The sequence below is a fragment of the Rhodopseudomonas sp. NSM genome, from assembly GCF_052445935.1.
Taxonomy (GTDB): domain Bacteria; phylum Pseudomonadota; class Alphaproteobacteria; order Rhizobiales; family Xanthobacteraceae; genus Rhodopseudomonas.
This window is the reverse complement of sequence record NZ_JBQTCH010000004.1, coordinates 357,108-372,320: the sequence shown is the minus strand read 5'-3', so window position 1 is coordinate 372,320 and position 15,213 is coordinate 357,108. Positions and strand designations below refer to the sequence as shown.

The 15,213-nt window shown below is 64.0% G+C and carries 13 protein-coding genes; 7 read left to right on the top strand and 6 right to left on the bottom strand.

Annotated elements, in window-relative coordinates; translation table 11 throughout:
* Window positions 1-46: 46 nt before the first annotated feature.
* From ACTZWT_RS13710 to crcB, 6 genes are all read right to left on the bottom strand, one after another.
* Window positions 47-1,081, bottom strand: coding sequence for an AI-2E family transporter (locus ACTZWT_RS13710; protein WP_444770229.1), 1,035 nt, complete (start codon window positions 1,079-1,081; stop codon window positions 47-49).
* Between the two features lie 249 nt (window positions 1,082-1,330).
* Window positions 1,331-2,083 (bottom strand): YoaK family protein, encoded by a 753-nt coding sequence (locus ACTZWT_RS13705; RefSeq protein ID WP_444770228.1) that lies wholly within the window; start codon window positions 2,081-2,083, stop codon window positions 1,331-1,333.
* 93 nt (window positions 2,084-2,176) lie between these two features.
* Window positions 2,177-2,413 (bottom strand): DUF3551 domain-containing protein, encoded by a 237-nt coding sequence (locus tag ACTZWT_RS13700; RefSeq protein WP_444770227.1) that lies wholly within the window; start codon window positions 2,411-2,413, stop codon window positions 2,177-2,179.
* A 244-nt stretch (window positions 2,414-2,657) separates the two neighbouring features.
* On the bottom strand, window positions 2,658-3,794 hold the full coding sequence (locus ACTZWT_RS13695; RefSeq protein WP_444770226.1) for an oxalate decarboxylase family bicupin: 1,137 nt from the start codon (window positions 3,792-3,794) through the stop codon (window positions 2,658-2,660).
* A gap of 203 nt (window positions 3,795-3,997) precedes the next feature.
* The gene (locus tag ACTZWT_RS13690) at window positions 3,998-4,459 is read right to left on the bottom strand and encodes a CrcB family protein (RefSeq protein ID WP_444770225.1); all 462 of its coding nucleotides are present in this window, start codon (window positions 4,457-4,459) and stop codon (window positions 3,998-4,000) included.
* A complete protein-coding gene (gene crcB, locus ACTZWT_RS13685; RefSeq protein WP_444770224.1) occupies window positions 4,449-4,850 on the bottom strand; it encodes a fluoride efflux transporter CrcB in 402 nt (133 codons plus the stop codon). Before crcB ends, ACTZWT_RS13690 begins: the two co-directional genes overlap by 11 nt.
* 342 nt (window positions 4,851-5,192) lie before the next feature.
* Between crcB and poxB the strand changes: the two genes are divergently transcribed.
* The 7 genes from poxB (at window position 5,193) to ACTZWT_RS13650 (ending at window position 15,083) form a co-directional block, all read left to right on the top strand.
* Window positions 5,193-6,923 (top strand): ubiquinone-dependent pyruvate dehydrogenase, encoded by a 1,731-nt coding sequence (gene poxB, locus ACTZWT_RS13680; RefSeq protein WP_444770223.1) that lies wholly within the window; start codon window positions 5,193-5,195, stop codon window positions 6,921-6,923.
* A 288-nt stretch (window positions 6,924-7,211) separates the two neighbouring features.
* Entirely contained in the window at window positions 7,212-9,572 is a 2,361-nt protein-coding gene (locus ACTZWT_RS13675) for an FdhF/YdeP family oxidoreductase (protein ID WP_444770222.1), read from the top strand.
* 48 nt (window positions 9,573-9,620) lie between these two features.
* Window positions 9,621-11,018 (top strand): cytochrome ubiquinol oxidase subunit I, encoded by a 1,398-nt coding sequence (locus ACTZWT_RS13670; protein WP_444770221.1) that lies wholly within the window; start codon window positions 9,621-9,623, stop codon window positions 11,016-11,018.
* A complete protein-coding gene (locus ACTZWT_RS13665; protein WP_444770220.1) occupies window positions 11,015-12,040 on the top strand; it encodes a cytochrome d ubiquinol oxidase subunit II in 1,026 nt (341 codons plus the stop codon). Before ACTZWT_RS13670 ends, ACTZWT_RS13665 begins: the two co-directional genes overlap by 4 nt.
* Before the next feature lie 20 nt (window positions 12,041-12,060).
* Window positions 12,061-13,176, top strand: coding sequence for an HlyD family secretion protein (locus ACTZWT_RS13660; protein ID WP_444770219.1), 1,116 nt, complete (start codon window positions 12,061-12,063; stop codon window positions 13,174-13,176).
* On the top strand, window positions 13,154-14,737 hold the full coding sequence (locus ACTZWT_RS13655; RefSeq protein ID WP_444770218.1) for an MFS transporter: 1,584 nt from the start codon (window positions 13,154-13,156) through the stop codon (window positions 14,735-14,737). Before ACTZWT_RS13660 ends, ACTZWT_RS13655 begins: the two co-directional genes overlap by 23 nt.
* 37 nt (window positions 14,738-14,774) lie before the next feature.
* Window positions 14,775-15,083, top strand: coding sequence for a UBP-type zinc finger domain-containing protein (locus ACTZWT_RS13650; RefSeq protein WP_444770217.1), 309 nt, complete (start codon window positions 14,775-14,777; stop codon window positions 15,081-15,083).
* Window positions 15,084-15,213 lie beyond the last annotated feature (130 nt).

Genomic DNA, 15,213 nt, shown 5'->3' with positions numbered 1-15,213 from the left:
ATCGGAGATCTGACGTCGCGTGTCGGCGAGGATCGAGCGACAGCGATCAGGGCATCCCGTTTCCACCCGGGTCGGTTGCCTCGATTGTGCGGGTCGGGGCAGCGGATGTTTCCGTTTCCTTCTCGAGATATCGCCGGATATAGGTTTCCCGGATCAGGGTCATTCCCAGCGCAGCCAAGGGCGTGGCCAATGCCAGGCCGATGAGACCGAACAACGCCCCCATCAGCAACTGCATGGAAATCACCAGCACCGGCGGGAGTGATACCTGCTCCTGCTGAATGAGCGGTGTGATCAGGTAACTTTCGATGGTTTGAACCACCAGATACACAGCGACCACCAGCAGCACCATCGTCGGCCCCTCGGTGAGGGCCATCATAATAGCAGGCGCGGCAGCCAGGATCGGGCCGATATTCGGGATGAAGGCGAGGAGGGCCGCGATGAGGCCGAGAATGGCGGCGAGCGGGACGCCGACGATCCATAGTCCGAGCCAGGTCAGAACGCCGACCACTGCCATGGCCATGAGCTTCGCCACCAGCCACTTTTTGAGCGTATTCGTGGCCTTGCGCAGGACGTCGTCACCGGCCTCCCGAACGGAGGGCGCGAGCATCGCAACAACCCCCTTGCGGTACGTCTCCGGATCCAGCGCGACATATAGGCCGATGAAGAGCATGATCACAAAATTGCCAAGTGCGCCGAACGTCGTCGTCACCGCCGTCGTCGTGTTCTCCCTGGAGATGAGCGCGCTCGGTTGAGAGCGACGGAGAATTTCCTCGCCCCAGGGATACTCCTTAACTCGCGCAGTGAGCCGATCGACCGCGGACGGGAGTTCCTCGACCAGCCGGTCGAATTGTTCGGTCGCCATTGGTGCAAATCCCAGAACGGCCCCGGACAATAAGAGAACAATCAGGAGCACAAACAGCCCGACGCCCCATCCACGCCCGATGCCGGTTCGCGTCGCCAGCCAATCGCCGCCTCCTCCGAAGAAGACGCCGAGCAGCAATCCTGCGAAAATGACGAGAAAGACATCCGGCGCCAGCACGAGCAGCGCCGCAAGGAACACGAACAGGACGGCGAGCGACATCGCGCGACGACCCGAGGGGACAACTCTGACCCGGTGCACGTTTTCACTGACTCTCATCGCACCGTCCAGATCGGAAACCCGCCCCGCTCTTGTCTGGCATCAAGCCTCGGCTTCTGGTGACGCCGCCTTGTCGAGAAGCACCGCGCCACCAACTGAAGGCAAAGCTGGCAAGCAACTCGCCGCTTCAGGGATCTCAACGGAACGGATGCCGAAGCGTTCCAGCGATCATCCCGACGTGGCAAGTCCGAGCTATCGCCCATCGCCCGCCGTTCGTCGGCTATCCCGGTATTTGACCGACGTGAACGCAGGCGTCCGGCGTTGATCGACGATTACCGCGATCGCGAGCAAGGCCAGCACCGTGCTGGCGATGAGCAAGGCGACCGCGAGCCCGAGATGCGCCAACGTCACGCTACCCAGGGTGACGCCGCACAGAAAGCTCGCCCACGAGACACCATAGACCAGCACCTGCGCTCGGCCCGCATGGCCCCGGACGAGTAGCGCCAGGGCTTTTCCGAGGCCGAACAGCAACCCGGTCACGAATCCTTTTCCGATCTCAACGCCGGCGACCGTTTCGCGGGCGGCGTTCTGCATGCCCATCGCGACGCAAACAGGGAGCAGGCCGGCATAGCCGTCGACAGAGGAGATCAGTGCGATCGACGACACCAGCAATCCGATCTCGACTGCGAGGATCGCCGCCGTCCTGAAGCGACCGACGACATCGCCGACGATCGAGCCGAGAAATGCGCCGAGCACAAAACTCGAAATGACGAGTGCGACCGGCAGCAACGCCTCTTGATCGCCGTGCGCGATGACGATGCCGAGGCGCGTGCTGTTGCCGCTCATGAACGACACATACAGGCCCGCCAGATGGGTGAAGCCGACGGCGTCGAGGAATCCGGCCGTCAACGTCATCACAGTCGCGAAGGCGAAAGGTCGATCCGGGATTGCATCGAGGCTGCGCGCGGCTCGGGGATCATTTCCGCCGGCGTCATCGAACCGCATCTCAGTCACTCTGGCTCTGACCGACATCCCGACCGGGAGAATGTTCCGCCACTCCTGGCCGGCGTGGCGGAACAGGTTGACGCTTCCGCGGCGTCAGCGGCCGGCGGATTTGCCGGAATGATGCTTCCTCGACAGAAATTTCGGGTTGACCAAGCACTCGCCGCCGGTACCCGAGGTGCTGGCGAGGCACTGCTTCTTGGTGGTGAATTCGCAGTTCAGCGTGTCGCCGACGCCGTCGTCGAGGCACCATTTGTAGGATTTGGCCGAGGCGGCGGTCGTCACCGAGGCCGTGGCCGCAAGTACGAACAGAACCTTCATCAGATTTCGCATCGGATTTCGCATGTGTCATCCTCACGTCTTCGGCGAAACGATTTCGCCGTGCCTCGACAATCTGAGGCATGCTTCGCGTGGCGTATTCCGGGAATGCGCGCAGTGTTGTCCGATCGAACGATGCGAAGTGCCGTGCGATCGGCGTGATGGAATTCGGCGCCGGGTGGACGCATAACGGCGTCGAGAAGCGGCATCCCGACACGCTTGCGCACGATCATCGTCGTACGCAAGCGATCGGCCAATGTCAGCGCACGACGGAGCGTGGATTCGGATTGAGCGCCGCCATTGCCACGTCGTCGAGTTCGAGATGTCCGCGGACGAGGTCCGGCGGCGTCAATGCCAGCCACTGGTTCAACGGGACGTCCTTGAATAGCGGCTTGTTGAAGACGTTCAGCACCCGGACCGGCGTCGTGCCGATATTCTCGATGTAGTGCGCGAGAGTCTTCGGCACGTAGCCGACGTCGCCGGCGCGATAGTTGAACGTCCGTGCCTTGGATGTGGCATCGAACACGGTCATCCGGGCTTCGCCCTGGATGTAGTACTGCCACTCGTCCGCGTCGGGATGCCAGTGGATTTCACGCAGCGCGCCGGGCTCCAGATCGATGATCAGTGCCGCCATGTTGGTCACCGGAAAATTCCTGACATCGATGATCGTGGTCTCGCCACCGTCCCACTGCGTCGGCGTGAAGTCGCTGCGGTGGATCGTGAACGGCATTGCCGGACGGTCCGGCGGCAGTTTGGCGAGAACCTCGTCGAGCGGAGCCGGAACGGGAAGAGGAAAGATGTACTTCTCTTTCGGAGGCAGATTGGCGAAATGCTGCGCCGGAATGCCGAAATTCTTGGCGAGGACCTCGATCGGCATATGCGCCATCAATTCCGTCACCAGCAGGGTTTCGTTCTCGGAGAAATTGCCGTCGTCGAACACCAGCAGGAATTCGCAGCCCTCGTCGAGAGCCTGGATGGAATGCGGCGTGCCGGACGGAAACAGCCAGATATCGCCGGCCTTCAAGTCGTCGACATAGACGCCGCGGTCGGGGTCGACGACGGTGACGCGGCAACGGCCTTCCAGCACGTAGCCCCATTCGGCTTCCTTGTGCCAGTGCAACTCGCGGACGACGCCGGGACCCAGGCGCATGTCGACGCCGGCCAGCCCCTTCGCGGCCGGCAATTCCCGCACCGTCACTTCGCGCGCCCAGCCGCCGCTTTCCAGCCGGTTGTGCGCCATGCCGAACGAGAATTTCAGGTTGGGGATCGAACCATTGTCGGTCGGCGGCGGAACCAGAATGTCGGGATTCTGCAGATCGAGCTCGATGTTGCGCGGGCCGGGATCGCTGGCGCCGTAGGCGCCGCGAATCGGCTGGGGATTGGCTGATGTCGGCATTGCGTCTCTCCTTATTCAGTCGTGCGTTCAGGTTCGGTGCAATCGAGCCGGTCGCAGGGGGGCGCTCGAATCCGCGTATCACCGAGTGATAACAGCACGGCACGGCGGCGCTTCTTCGTTCGCACGCCGAATGAGGGCCGGTTTTGCTTTTGAACGATTTGGGAATTGGATAGGCCTCGCGGCGGCTCCATCCGCGACAGTCGCTAGGACAGCGCGCGGCATTCCTCGATGGTCCGGTAGCCGCCGGGTCGATCGAACATTCGACCGATGCCGTATCCGGTTGCGGCCGCGAGCAACGACATTGCGACGACACCAACCACATAGGCCGCGCCGTAGAACGGGTGATGATCGAGAACGATCAGGAACGTGTCCAACCCCATCAGCGACCGCGTGGTGTAGCCTCCGCAAAATCCCGCCATCACAAATTGACGGGAGACTTCGCTCATCGGAAAGGCGCCGCGCGGCGCCGTGAGCGTCGCATAAAGCACCATGATGAACGACCCGACGACGTTGACGAAGGCCGTTGCGACAAAATCTCCGCCGCCCCACAGCTCCGCGATCGCCGACGCCGAGAAGAAGCGGGAGAGCGCGCCGATCGCGCTTCCGATCGCCACTGCGGTGCAGAGAACGGCCCGGGACGCCGGCATGGGGGCCTCAGGCGCCATAGCTTGCAACCCAGCTGCCGCCGAAATAGCCGATTGCCACGGCCGCGAGACAAAGCGTCGTCGATGCAATCACATTGAGGAATGCCAGGCCGGTTTGCTGATCCAGCACAAGATTGATGGTCTGAAGACAAAAGGACGAGACCGTCGTGTATCCGCCCAGCAATCCCGTGATGATCAGATCATGTATTTGCGGACTGCCGAAAGCGCCCGCGTAGACGCGAGCGAGGCCGACCACCATGCCGATGATCAAGGCGCCGGTGACATTGACGACGAGCGTTCCCCACGGAAATCTCGTCCCCCACCAGTGACCGACGGCGTCCGACACCATGAAGCGAGAGGCGCCTCCGACGGCGCCGCCGAGACCGACGAGAAGGCAGGCATCGAGCGTCACTATGTGTCTCACCAACATCTGCCACTCCAGCTCTCTTCGATCGGCGGGAGCCAGAGGCGATTGTTGCAGCATTCGTGCGCAACGATCTTGAACGATTGGATTGCATCTTGAAGTCTTGCAAGCCGCGCTTCGATATTCGACTGGCCTCGATGAGGCCGTCTGAAACGACCGCTGCGAAGCTCTGCGCAGGAAAACGCTTGTGGAAGCGGGAGTCGCTTTCCACTTGTGCAATGCACGGACGGGCTCAGCAAAACGCGCGATCCGCTTTTGAGCCGCACCCGGCGACATCCAATCGTGTCGAACGATTGCAACATCACTCACTGCCAGCAAGGAGCAGGGCACATGTCCAACGTCGCTGATCGAATCGTCGAAACCCTTCATCAGGCCGGCGTCGAGCGAATCTTCGGTGTGGTGGGCGACAGTCTCAATGGACTGACGGAGGCGCTACGGACGCACGGCGGCATCGAATGGGTGCATGTTCGCCACGAAGAAGTCGCAGCCTTCGCTGCAGCCGGGGAATCCCAGATCACCAACGCGCTGGCGGTCTGCGCCGGCTCCTGCGGGCCCGGCAATCTTCACCTGATCAATGGTCTGTTCGACGCGCAGCGGACCCGGACGCCGGTGCTGGCGATCGCCGCACAGATTCCGTCGGCAGAAATCGGCGGGGGCTACTTTCAGGAAACCCACCCGCAGAACCTGTTCGGCGAATGCAGCGTGTATTGCGAATTCGTGTCCGATCCTCACCAGCTCGACTATGTCCTCGAAAATGCGATCCGGGCCGCCGTCGGCCTGCGCGGCGTTGCCGTCGTCGTGATTCCGGGCGACGTGGCGCTGCGCGAGGCGTCGAAGCGGGGAATCTCGCCGGTGGCCGGCCTGCTTCCGCCGGCGCCGACAGTGACGCCCGCCGAGCCGCAGCTCGACGCGCTGGCTGCGTTGCTGAACGATGCGGGCAGGGTGACGCTGTTCTGTGGCCGCGGCTGCGCCGGCGCCCATGCGTCGCTGATGACGCTGGCCGAAGCTCTGAAGAGCCCGATCGTCCACGCTCTCGGCGGCAAGGAATACGTCGAATACGACAATCCCTACGACGTCGGCATGACCGGCTTCATCGGCTATGCGTCGGGTTACGAAGCGATGCACGCCTGCGATGTGTTGCTGATGCTCGGCACGGATTTCCCGTACAAGCAGTTCCTGCCGGACCATGCGCGGATCGCGCAGGTCGACATTCGCGCCGAGAATCTCGGGCGCCGTTGCAAGCTCGAACTCGGCATCGTCGGGGGCGTTCGCGAAACCATCGAGGCGCTGCTGCCGAAGCTGGTGGCGAAGACCGACCGCGATCACCTCGATCACAGCATCGCGCGCTACGTCGACTCGCGGAAAGGCCTCGACGAACTGGCGAAGGGAACGCCGGGGCGCAAGCCGATCCATCCGCAGTATCTCGCCAAGCTGATCAGCGACAACGCCGCCGACGACGCGGTGTTCAGCTTCGACGTCGGCACCCCGACGATCTGGGCGGCGCGCTATCTGAAAATGAACGGCCGCCGCCGTCTGGTCGGCTCTCTGGTGCATGGCTCGATGGCGAACGCGCTGCCGCATGCGATCGGCGTGCAGGCCGCCCAGCCCAGCCGGCAGGTGATCACGCTGTCCGGCGACGGCGGCTTCACCATGCTGATGGGCGATCTGATCACGCTCACGCAGATGAAATTGCCGGTCAAGGTGATCATCTTCAACAATGGCGTACTCGGCTTCGTCGCGCTGGAAATGAAGGCGGCGGGGTTCGTCGAAATGGGTACCGATCTTCAGAACCCCGATTTCGCCGCGATGGCGCGCGCGATGGGCATTCATGGCGTGAGGGTGGAGGATCCCGGCGATCTTCCGGCGGCTGTGGCCGATGTGCTGGCTCACGATGGACCCGCCGTGCTCGACGTCGTCACCGCGACGCAGGAATTGTCGATGCCGCCCACCATCGGCGCCGAGCAGATCAAGGGATTCAGCCTGTGGCTGCTCCGCGCGGTGATGAGCGGCCGCGGTGACGAAGTGATCGACCTCGCCAGGCAGAACCTGCTGCCCCGCTAGACAACGCCGGCCCGCCGTCGTCGCGTCCGCGACGTACAAACCGGCACCCAAATGTCCAAGCGCGCACGAGGCGCGGCGATATAGCGTCGGCTGTCCTTCGGCGTATCGCGTGCGCGATGACATTCGTTGGTTCTCCGTTAGTCCGCATCGGCCACTCCCGGACTTCGGCGGGTGAAAGCGACATCGCCCGTGCGAAACCGGAAGATTTGCGACGGGCGCAGCCCATGTTGAACGAACGCGCTGCGTCGAGACGTTTGCCAGAATGGCGTTTGCAAAGGTGGGGTCGATATGGCGGACAAACGTCCAGACGGAATTCGGGCTTACGAGGAGCCCGCCGGCGGGTGGGGCGCGCTGAAGGCCCTCGCCGTGGCGCTGAAAGAACAGCAGCTCGTCGTCGACGGCATTCCAACTCTCCTGAAGCAGAATCAGCCGGAAGGCTTCGATTGCCCGGGCTGCGCCTGGCCCGATCCGAAGCACACCTCGGCGTTCGAATTCTGCGAGAACGGCGCCAAGGCCGTGACCTGGGAATCGACGCCGAAGCGGGTCGGCCCTGATTTCTTTGCGCAGCATACGGCGACGACGCTGTGGGAGCGCTCGGACTACTGGCTCGAGGATCAGGGGCGGTTGACCCATCCGATGCGCTATAATGCGCAGACCGACAAGTACGAGCCGGTCGACTGGCAGGTCGCGTTCGACGACATCGCCGCCCGGCTCAATGCGCTCGACGACCCCAACCAGCTCGAACTCTATACGTCCGGACGGGCTTCGAACGAGGCCGCCTTCCTGTTTCAGTTGTTCGGCCGCCAGTTCGGCACCAACAACTTCCCGGATTGCTCGAACATGTGCCACGAGCCGACCTCGGTCGGGCTGCCGCGCTCGATCGGAATCGGCAAGGGCACCGTCACCCTTGAGGATTTCGACAAGGCCGAGCTGATCATCTCGATGGGGCACAATCCGGGCACCAATCATCCGCGGATGATGACGCCGCTGCGCAATGCCTCGCGGCGCGGCGTCAAGATCATCGTGCTCAATCCGCTGAAAGAGCGCGCGCTGGAGCGCTTCGAGGCGCCGCAGGCGCCGATCGAGATGGCGACGACCTCGTCGACGCCGATTGCCTCCTGCTACTTCCAGGTCAAGGTCGGCGGCGACGCCGCCGCGCTGAAGGGTATCTGCAAGGCGCTGGTCGCCAGAGACAAGGCGGCGCGCGCGGCGGATCTCGCCCCGTTGCTCGATCACACTTTCATCGCCGGCCACACCGCGGGCTTCGATGCGCTGGTCGCCGATCTCGAGGCCTGCAGCTGGTCCGCGATCGAGCACGCCAGCGGATTGTCCCGCGCCGATCTCGAGCGAATCGCGACCGACTATGCGGCGTCGAACGCTACCATCGTTTCCTACGGCATGGGGATCACCCAGCACGTCACCGGCACCGCGAACGTCCAGCAGATCGCCAATCTGCTGCTGCTGAAGGGCAACATCGGCAAGCCGGGCGCCGGGATTTGTCCGCTGCGCGGCCATTCCAACGTCCAGGGCGATCGCACCGTCGGCATCACCGAGCGTCCCTCGAAGGCGTTTCTCGACCGGCTGAGCGAGGTGTTCGGCTTCGAGCCGCCGCGGGCTTTCGGCCATTCGGTGGTGGATAGCATCGCGGCGATGCGCGACGGCCATGCCAGGGCGGTGATCTGCCTCGGCGGCAACCTCGCGATGGCGGCATCGGATCCACAGGCCTGTTTCAAGGGTTTCCGGCGGCTCGATCTCGCCGTCCACCTCGCCACCAAGCTGAACCGCACGCATCTGCTGACCGGAAAGACCAACTATCTCTTTCCCGTCCTCGGCCGCACCGACAGCGATATTCAGGCATCCGGCCGCCAGTCGCTCACCGTCGAAGACTCGATGTCGATGGTGCACGCCTCGCGCGGCTTCCTCAACCCGCCGGGCGATCAGGTGCGATCGGAGCCGTGGATCCTCGCGGGCATCGCCAGGGCGACGCTGGGCACCAAAACGAAAGTGAAATGGGACGCGCTCGCGGGAAACTACGACCTGATCCGCGATGCGATCGAAGAGGTGTTTCCCGAATTCGAAGCCTACAACGATCGGATCCGGATGCCGGGCGGCTTTCAGCTGCCGAATTCAGCGGCGATGCGGATCTGGAATACGCCGACCGGCAAGGCCAATTTCGCGATCTTCGCCGGCCTCGAGGAGGACGAGACCAGCGCGGACCGTGACGTGCTGCGGATGACCTCGCTGCGCGCACACGATCAGTACAACACCACGATCTACGGCCTCGACGACCGCTACCGCGGGGTGTTCGGCCGCCGCGATGTGCTGTTTCTCAATCCGAAGGAATTGGCACGACTCGGCTTCGCAGAAGGCGACGTGGTCGATGTCGCCACCGCTCTTGACTACGCGCGGCCGGACCGCGTGGTGCAGGCGCTGACTCTGGTCAGCTACAATCTGCCCGACGGCTGCTGCGCGTCCTACTATCCCGAGATCCAGCCGCTTGTGGCGCTGGAATTCCGCGATCCGGACTGCCTGACGCCGTCCTACAAATCGATCCCGGTGAAGATTACAGCCGCGAAGGCGCCGCTTGCCGCCGATCGCGGGGTCGGGCGCGACGGGATCGCTGGCCGCCATCCCGGCACGGCGGCCTGAGCGTGTCTTCGTTGCCCCTTTTCATTCGAGTCGAATAGGACCTCACAGATGGACCAGCTCCTGCTCTCCCGGCTGCAGTTCGCGTTCACCATCGGCTATCACATCCTGTGGCCGGCTTTCACGATAGGCATCGCCTGGTTCATCGTTGTGCTCAGCGCCTTGTGGTTGCGAACCCACGACCCGGTGTATCGGCATCTTGTGCGGTTCTGGACCAAGGTGTTCGCACTCGCCTTCGGCATGGGCGTCGTGACCGGCGTGGTGATTTCGTATCAGCTCGGATTGAACTGGTCGGGCTATGCGCGGGCGACCGCAGACGTCATCGGTCCGCTGTTCGTGCTCGAAGTGCTCACGGCGTTCTTTCTCGAGGCCGGCTTCATCGGCGTGATGCTCTACGGCGAGGAAAAAGTGGGCGAGAAGCTGCATTTCGCCGCCTGCCTGATCGTCGCGACCGGAACGCTGATCTCGGCGTTCTGGATCATTTCGGCGAATTCCTGGATGCAGACGCCGACCGCCTTCACCACCACCGCCGACGGCCGCTTCGTCGCCACCGATTTCTGGGGCGTGGTGTTCAACCCGTCGATGCCGTATCGGCTGGCGCATATGCTGACCGCGAGTTTCATCACCGGCGGCTTTGTCGTCGTCGGCGTGGCGGCGTTCTGGATCTGGCGCGGGCGACCGGGCGATCAGCCGGCCGCACGCAAGGCGTTTTCGATCTGCCTCGGATTGATGGCCGTGCTGGTCCCGGCGCAGATGCTGATCGGCGACCAGCACGGCCTCAACACCCGAAAATATCAGCCGATGAAACTGGCCGCGATCGAGGCGCGCTGGGACACGGCGCGCGGCGTGCCGATCAATGTCATCGCCTGGCCCGACGAGAAGAACGAACGCAACGACTATGCACTCGAGATCCCCCTCCTGGGCAGCCTGATCCTGACGCATTCTCTCGACGGCGAAGTCAAGGGCCTGAAGGAAGTGCCGGCTTCGGAGCGGCCTCCGGTGGCGCCGGTGTTCTTCGCCTTCCGGATCATGGTCGGCTGCGGCCTGCTTTTGCTGGTCGTCGCGTTCGCCGGATTGTATCTGCGCTGGCGCGGTCGGCTCTACACCGCGCGCTGGTATCAAGTCGTCTGCATGGGCTGCATTCCGCTCGGCTTCATCGCGACGCTGGCCGGCTGGGTGGTGACGGAAGTCGGGCGCCAGCCCTATGTGATCTACGGGCATTTCCGCACGTCCGAAGCCGTGTCGCCGATCGCCGGCGGCGCCGTTGCCAGTTCGCTCGCGGTGGCTCTGGTGCTCTACAACCTGCTGTTGCTCGGCTTCTTCTGGTATGCGGGCCGGTTGGCCTTGCGCGGGCCGATGAGCGGCGTCCCCGCCCATCCGGCCGTCCCGATGGCGACCATCGCCGCTGCGCTCGGGCAGGGTCCTCGAACCACCGAAGGTGCAAGATGAGCATGCTGTCAGGCTTTGACTTTGCGGTGTTCTTCGCCGTCGGCGCCGCTGTCGTGATCGGGCTCTACGTCGTGCTCGACGGCGTCGATCTCGGCGTCGGCATCCTGTTTCCGTTCGCGCCGCGCTCGTCCGACCGCGATTTGATGATGGCGACGCTGGAGCCGTTCTGGGACGGCAACGAGACCTGGCTGGTGCTCGGCGGCATGGTGCTGCTGGCCGGATTCCCGCTGGCCTTCGCGATCCTGCTGCCGGCATTCTATGTGCCGCTGTGCCTGATGCTGTTCGGCCTAGTGATACGCGGCATCGCGTTCGAGTTCCGCTCGCAGGGCGGCCCGTTCGAGATCGCGTGGTCGACCACTTTCGCGGTGGGCTCGTTCATCGCCGGGTTCTGCCAGGGCGCCATCCTCGGAGCTTTCGTCGGGCGTGATATTGCCGTGGTCAATGGAGCCTTCGCCGGCGGTCCGTTCGACTGGCTCGGACTGTTCTCGATCGCGACCGGGCTCGGCGTCGTCGCGGGCTATGGATTGCTGGGCGCCTGCTGGCTGATCTGGAAAACGGGCGGTGCGACGCAGACCTTCGGCCGCGAACTCGTCTTGCCGACGCTGCTGTGTGTCGGCGCTGCGATCCTGCTGATCAGCGTCTGGACGCCGCTGGCGAAGCCCCAGATCGCCGATCGCTGGTTTGCATGGCCTGAGTTTGTGTGGCTCACGCCGATGCCGATCATTGCCGCGGCCGTCTGGATCGGCGTCTGGTTCGCGCGCTGGAGCGAACGCGAGTGGGCGCCGCTGGCGCTGGCGCTGCTGTTGTTTCTGACGTCGCTCGCCGGATTGGGCGCCAGCGTCTGGCCGGAGGCGATCCCGGGGGTGATGACGATCTGGCAGGCCTCGTCGATGCACCGGACCCAGGTCATCGTCGCCGGGGCGCTGGTCGTCATCGTGCCGATCATTCTGGCTTACATCGGTTACGGCTATTGGGTGTTCCGGGGCAAGACCAAGCCGATGCCGGACAGTCGGCAGAACTAACAGATCACGGGGAAGCCAACGTGTCCGACGATCCAGGCAATGCCGGACCGGCATCACGGTCGGGCGCATGGCGCCGTCTTGCGATTCCGGTGCTGGCCGTCAGCGTTGCGATTGCAGTCACTCTGTTTGCAACGTTGCGATGGGACGCCTGGATCGGGAGCCGTGCGGCGCAGACCACGGACGATGCCTATGTCCGCGCCCAGATCACCCAGTTGAGCAGCCGCGTGGCGGGAGCCGTCAAGGCGGTCGCAGTCGACGACTTCCAGCGCGTCAAGGCCGGGGATCTGCTGGTTCAGATCGATCCCGCCGACTATCTGGCGCAAGTCGAACAGGCCGAGGCGGCTGTGGCCGGCGCCAAGGCCGCGCTGGACAATCTCGCCAACCAGATCGACCTGCAGAACGCGACCATCGACCAGGCCGAAGCGCAGAGTGTGTCGGCTCAGGCGCTCGAGCTTGAAGCCCAGCAGGAAGACCAACGCCAGCAATCCCTGGTGCAGACCCAGTCCGGCACCGTGCAAAAATTGCAGCAGGCCGTCGCCGCCTACGCCAAGGCGAAGGCCGATGTCAGAGCCAGCGCTGCGGTGGTGGCGGCGCAACGTCAACAACTGGCGGTGCTGGCAGGGACCCGGCAGCAACTGATCGCCAATGTGCACGCCGCCAAGGCTACGCTGGATGCCGCGAAGCTCCGCCTCGGCTACACCACCATCGTCGCTCCGTTCGACGGCGTGGCGAGCGAGCGCCAGGTGCAGCCCGGCGACTACGTCAACATCGGCAGCAATCTCATCAATGTGGTGCCGCTGCCGCACGTCTACGTCATCGCCAATTACAAGGAGACCCAACTGCGCAGGGTCCGGCCCGGACAGCGCGTGACCATCATGGCGGACACCTTCTCCGGCGACACGCTGGAAGGTGAGGTCGAGCGGGTTTCGCCGGCCAGTGGTTCGCAATTCGCGCTGCTGCCGCCGGACAACGCCACCGGCAATTTCACCAAGGTGGTGCAGCGGATTCCGGTCAGGATCCAGTTCGCGCCCGGCCAGCCGCTGCTCGAGCGACTGCTTCCCGGCATGTCGGTCACCACCACGATCCATGCCGATGCGGTTCCGGACGGACGCCATGTCGACCGCGCGCATCGTTGAAAGCGGGCCGGTTTCGACCGGCGGCATCGGGCCGCGGCCGCTGTTTGCGGTAGGCGCGGTGCTGATGGGTTCGTTTCTGTCGAATTTCGACAGCCGGCTGTTCGCGATCGCGCTGCCGGATCTGCGCGGCGCGCAGTCGCTGAGCTTCGATCAGGGCGCGTGGCTCAGCACTGCCGCCACCGCGTCGCAGATCTTCATCGCGCCGGCGGTCGCCTGGATGGCGACCGCATTCGGTCTGCGCCGTGTGCTCGGCCTTCCCAGTCTGGTCTATGCGGTCGTGTCGCTGCTGATCCCGCTGGTGCACAGCTATGAGCTGATGATGGCGCTGAGCGTCGTTCACGGTCTTCTGCTCGGCATCTTCGTGCCGGCGACGCTGCTGATCATCTTCCGCAATCTGCCGCTGCGCTGGTGGCTTCCGGCGATTTCGATCTACGCGATCCGGGTCGGCTTCAGTCTGAATTTCGGCATCTCGGTCGTGGGCTTTTATGTCGATCAGATCGGTTGGCAGTGGCTGTACTGGCAGGACGCGCTGATCGCGCCGCTGCTGGGTCTGTTCGTCTATCTCGGCACGCCGCCCGAGCCGGTCAATACGCCGCTGGTGAAGCGGGCTGATTGGGGCGGCATGCTGCTGCTGGGTTCGGGCATGGCGCTGATCTACGCCGGGCTCGATCAGGGAAATCGACTGAACTGGTTCGGATCCGGCACGGTGGTGGCCTGCCTGGGTTGCGGCGCCGCACTGGTGGCCGGCTTCTTTGTCAATGAGCGCGTCGTCGCCCAGCCCTGGGCGCATGCCAACGTGCTGTTCTCGCGCAATATCGGCTTCGCCCTGCTGATCATCCTGCTGTTCTCGCTGACCAGTCTGTCGAACTCGCTGCTCGCGCCGGATTTCCTCGCGAGCGTCGCGGGATTGCGGCCGGAGCAGTCGGGGCAGTTGTTTCTGGTCTATGCGGTGCTGCCGATGCTGCTGTGGGTGCCGCTGTCGGTCTGGCTGATCCGCCGGATCGATGTCCGGCTGGTGTTGATCGCGGGGCTGGCGGCGTTCTGCGCGGCGGGACTACTCGGCACCCGGCTCACCCACGCATGGGCGCTCGGCGATTTCGTCCCGATGGTGTTGCTGCAGTCGTTCGGTCAGGCCTTCACGCTGTTGCCGATCGTGATCATCACACTGTCCAATTCCGATCCGCAGCGCGCCACGGCGTTCGCGGCCTATATTCAGGTCGCTCGTCTCGGTGGCGCTGAACTCAGCGTTTCGCTGATGACGACATGGTTGAGGGTGCGCGAGCAGTTGTATTCCAACCTGCTGGGGCTGCATGTCAGCAAGGGCGATCCGCTCGTCAGTGGCGTATTGTCCGACCTGACCCGGCATTTCGACGGCGCCGGCTCGGGCGAAGCGCGGCAGCGGGCAGTCTCGACGCTGGCGCAGATCGTCCAGCGCGAGGCGAATACGCTGTCGTTCATCGATGGGTTCTGGCTCGCGGCCTGGTTCGGCGTCGCCGCACTGCTGTGTGCGGCCTGCATTCGCGGCGCGCCGCCCGGACCGTTCACACCGAGAGGCGGTTGAGGCGGGACCTGCCGTTCACACTACCAAAGGAGGTTTCATGTCGAAAGGCTGCACGCATATCCCGGGAATTCGCGACGTTACGCCGAGCGCACTCGGCTGCGAGGAATGCCTGAAGATCGGCAGCATCTGGGTGCATCTGCGGATCTGCCGCAGCTGCGGCCATGTCGGGTGTTGTGACGAGTCACTGCACAAGCACGCCACCCGGCATTTTCACGCCACCCAGCACCCGATCATCGAAGGTTACGACCCGCCGGAAGGATGGGGTTGGTGTTACGTCGACCAGGTGATGTTCGACCTCTCCGATCGGATGACCCTGCACAATGGACCGATCCCGCGGTACTACTGAGGCGAACAGGCGGGTCGGGTCGGCTGACCGGAGAGCCGACATGACCGCTCCGCCACGTCCGGCAGCGACCGAGCCTCCCGATCCGGAACTTCGTCCAGCGGTCGCCGCGTCGGCGCGCATACATACGTAT

What these genes read in the sequence shown, in the direction of transcription:
- ACTZWT_RS13710 (WP_444770229.1), bottom strand. Translation starts at nt 1,081, where the DNA reads ATGTCGCTCGCCGTCCTGTTCGTGTTCCTTGCGGCGCTGCTCGTGCTG.
- ACTZWT_RS13705 (WP_444770228.1), bottom strand. Translation starts at nt 2,083, where the DNA reads ATGCGGTTCGATGACGCCGGCGGAAATGATCCCCGAGCCGCGCGCAGC.
- ACTZWT_RS13700 (WP_444770227.1), bottom strand. Translation starts at nt 2,413, where the DNA reads ATGCGAAATCTGATGAAGGTTCTGTTCGTACTTGCGGCCACGGCCTCG.
- ACTZWT_RS13695 (WP_444770226.1), bottom strand. Translation starts at nt 3,794, where the DNA reads ATGCCGACATCAGCCAATCCCCAGCCGATTCGCGGCGCCTACGGCGCC.
- ACTZWT_RS13690 (WP_444770225.1), bottom strand. Translation starts at nt 4,459, where the DNA reads ATGGCGCCTGAGGCCCCCATGCCGGCGTCCCGGGCCGTTCTCTGCACC.
- poxB (WP_444770223.1), top strand. Translation starts at nt 5,193, where the DNA reads ATGTCCAACGTCGCTGATCGAATCGTCGAAACCCTTCATCAGGCCGGC.
- ACTZWT_RS13675 (WP_444770222.1), top strand. Translation starts at nt 7,212, where the DNA reads ATGGCGGACAAACGTCCAGACGGAATTCGGGCTTACGAGGAGCCCGCC.
- ACTZWT_RS13670 (WP_444770221.1), top strand. Translation starts at nt 9,621, where the DNA reads ATGGACCAGCTCCTGCTCTCCCGGCTGCAGTTCGCGTTCACCATCGGC.
- ACTZWT_RS13665 (WP_444770220.1), top strand. Translation starts at nt 11,015, where the DNA reads ATGAGCATGCTGTCAGGCTTTGACTTTGCGGTGTTCTTCGCCGTCGGC.
- ACTZWT_RS13655 (WP_444770218.1), top strand. Translation starts at nt 13,154, where the DNA reads ATGTCGACCGCGCGCATCGTTGAAAGCGGGCCGGTTTCGACCGGCGGC.
- ACTZWT_RS13650 (WP_444770217.1), top strand. Translation starts at nt 14,775, where the DNA reads ATGTCGAAAGGCTGCACGCATATCCCGGGAATTCGCGACGTTACGCCG.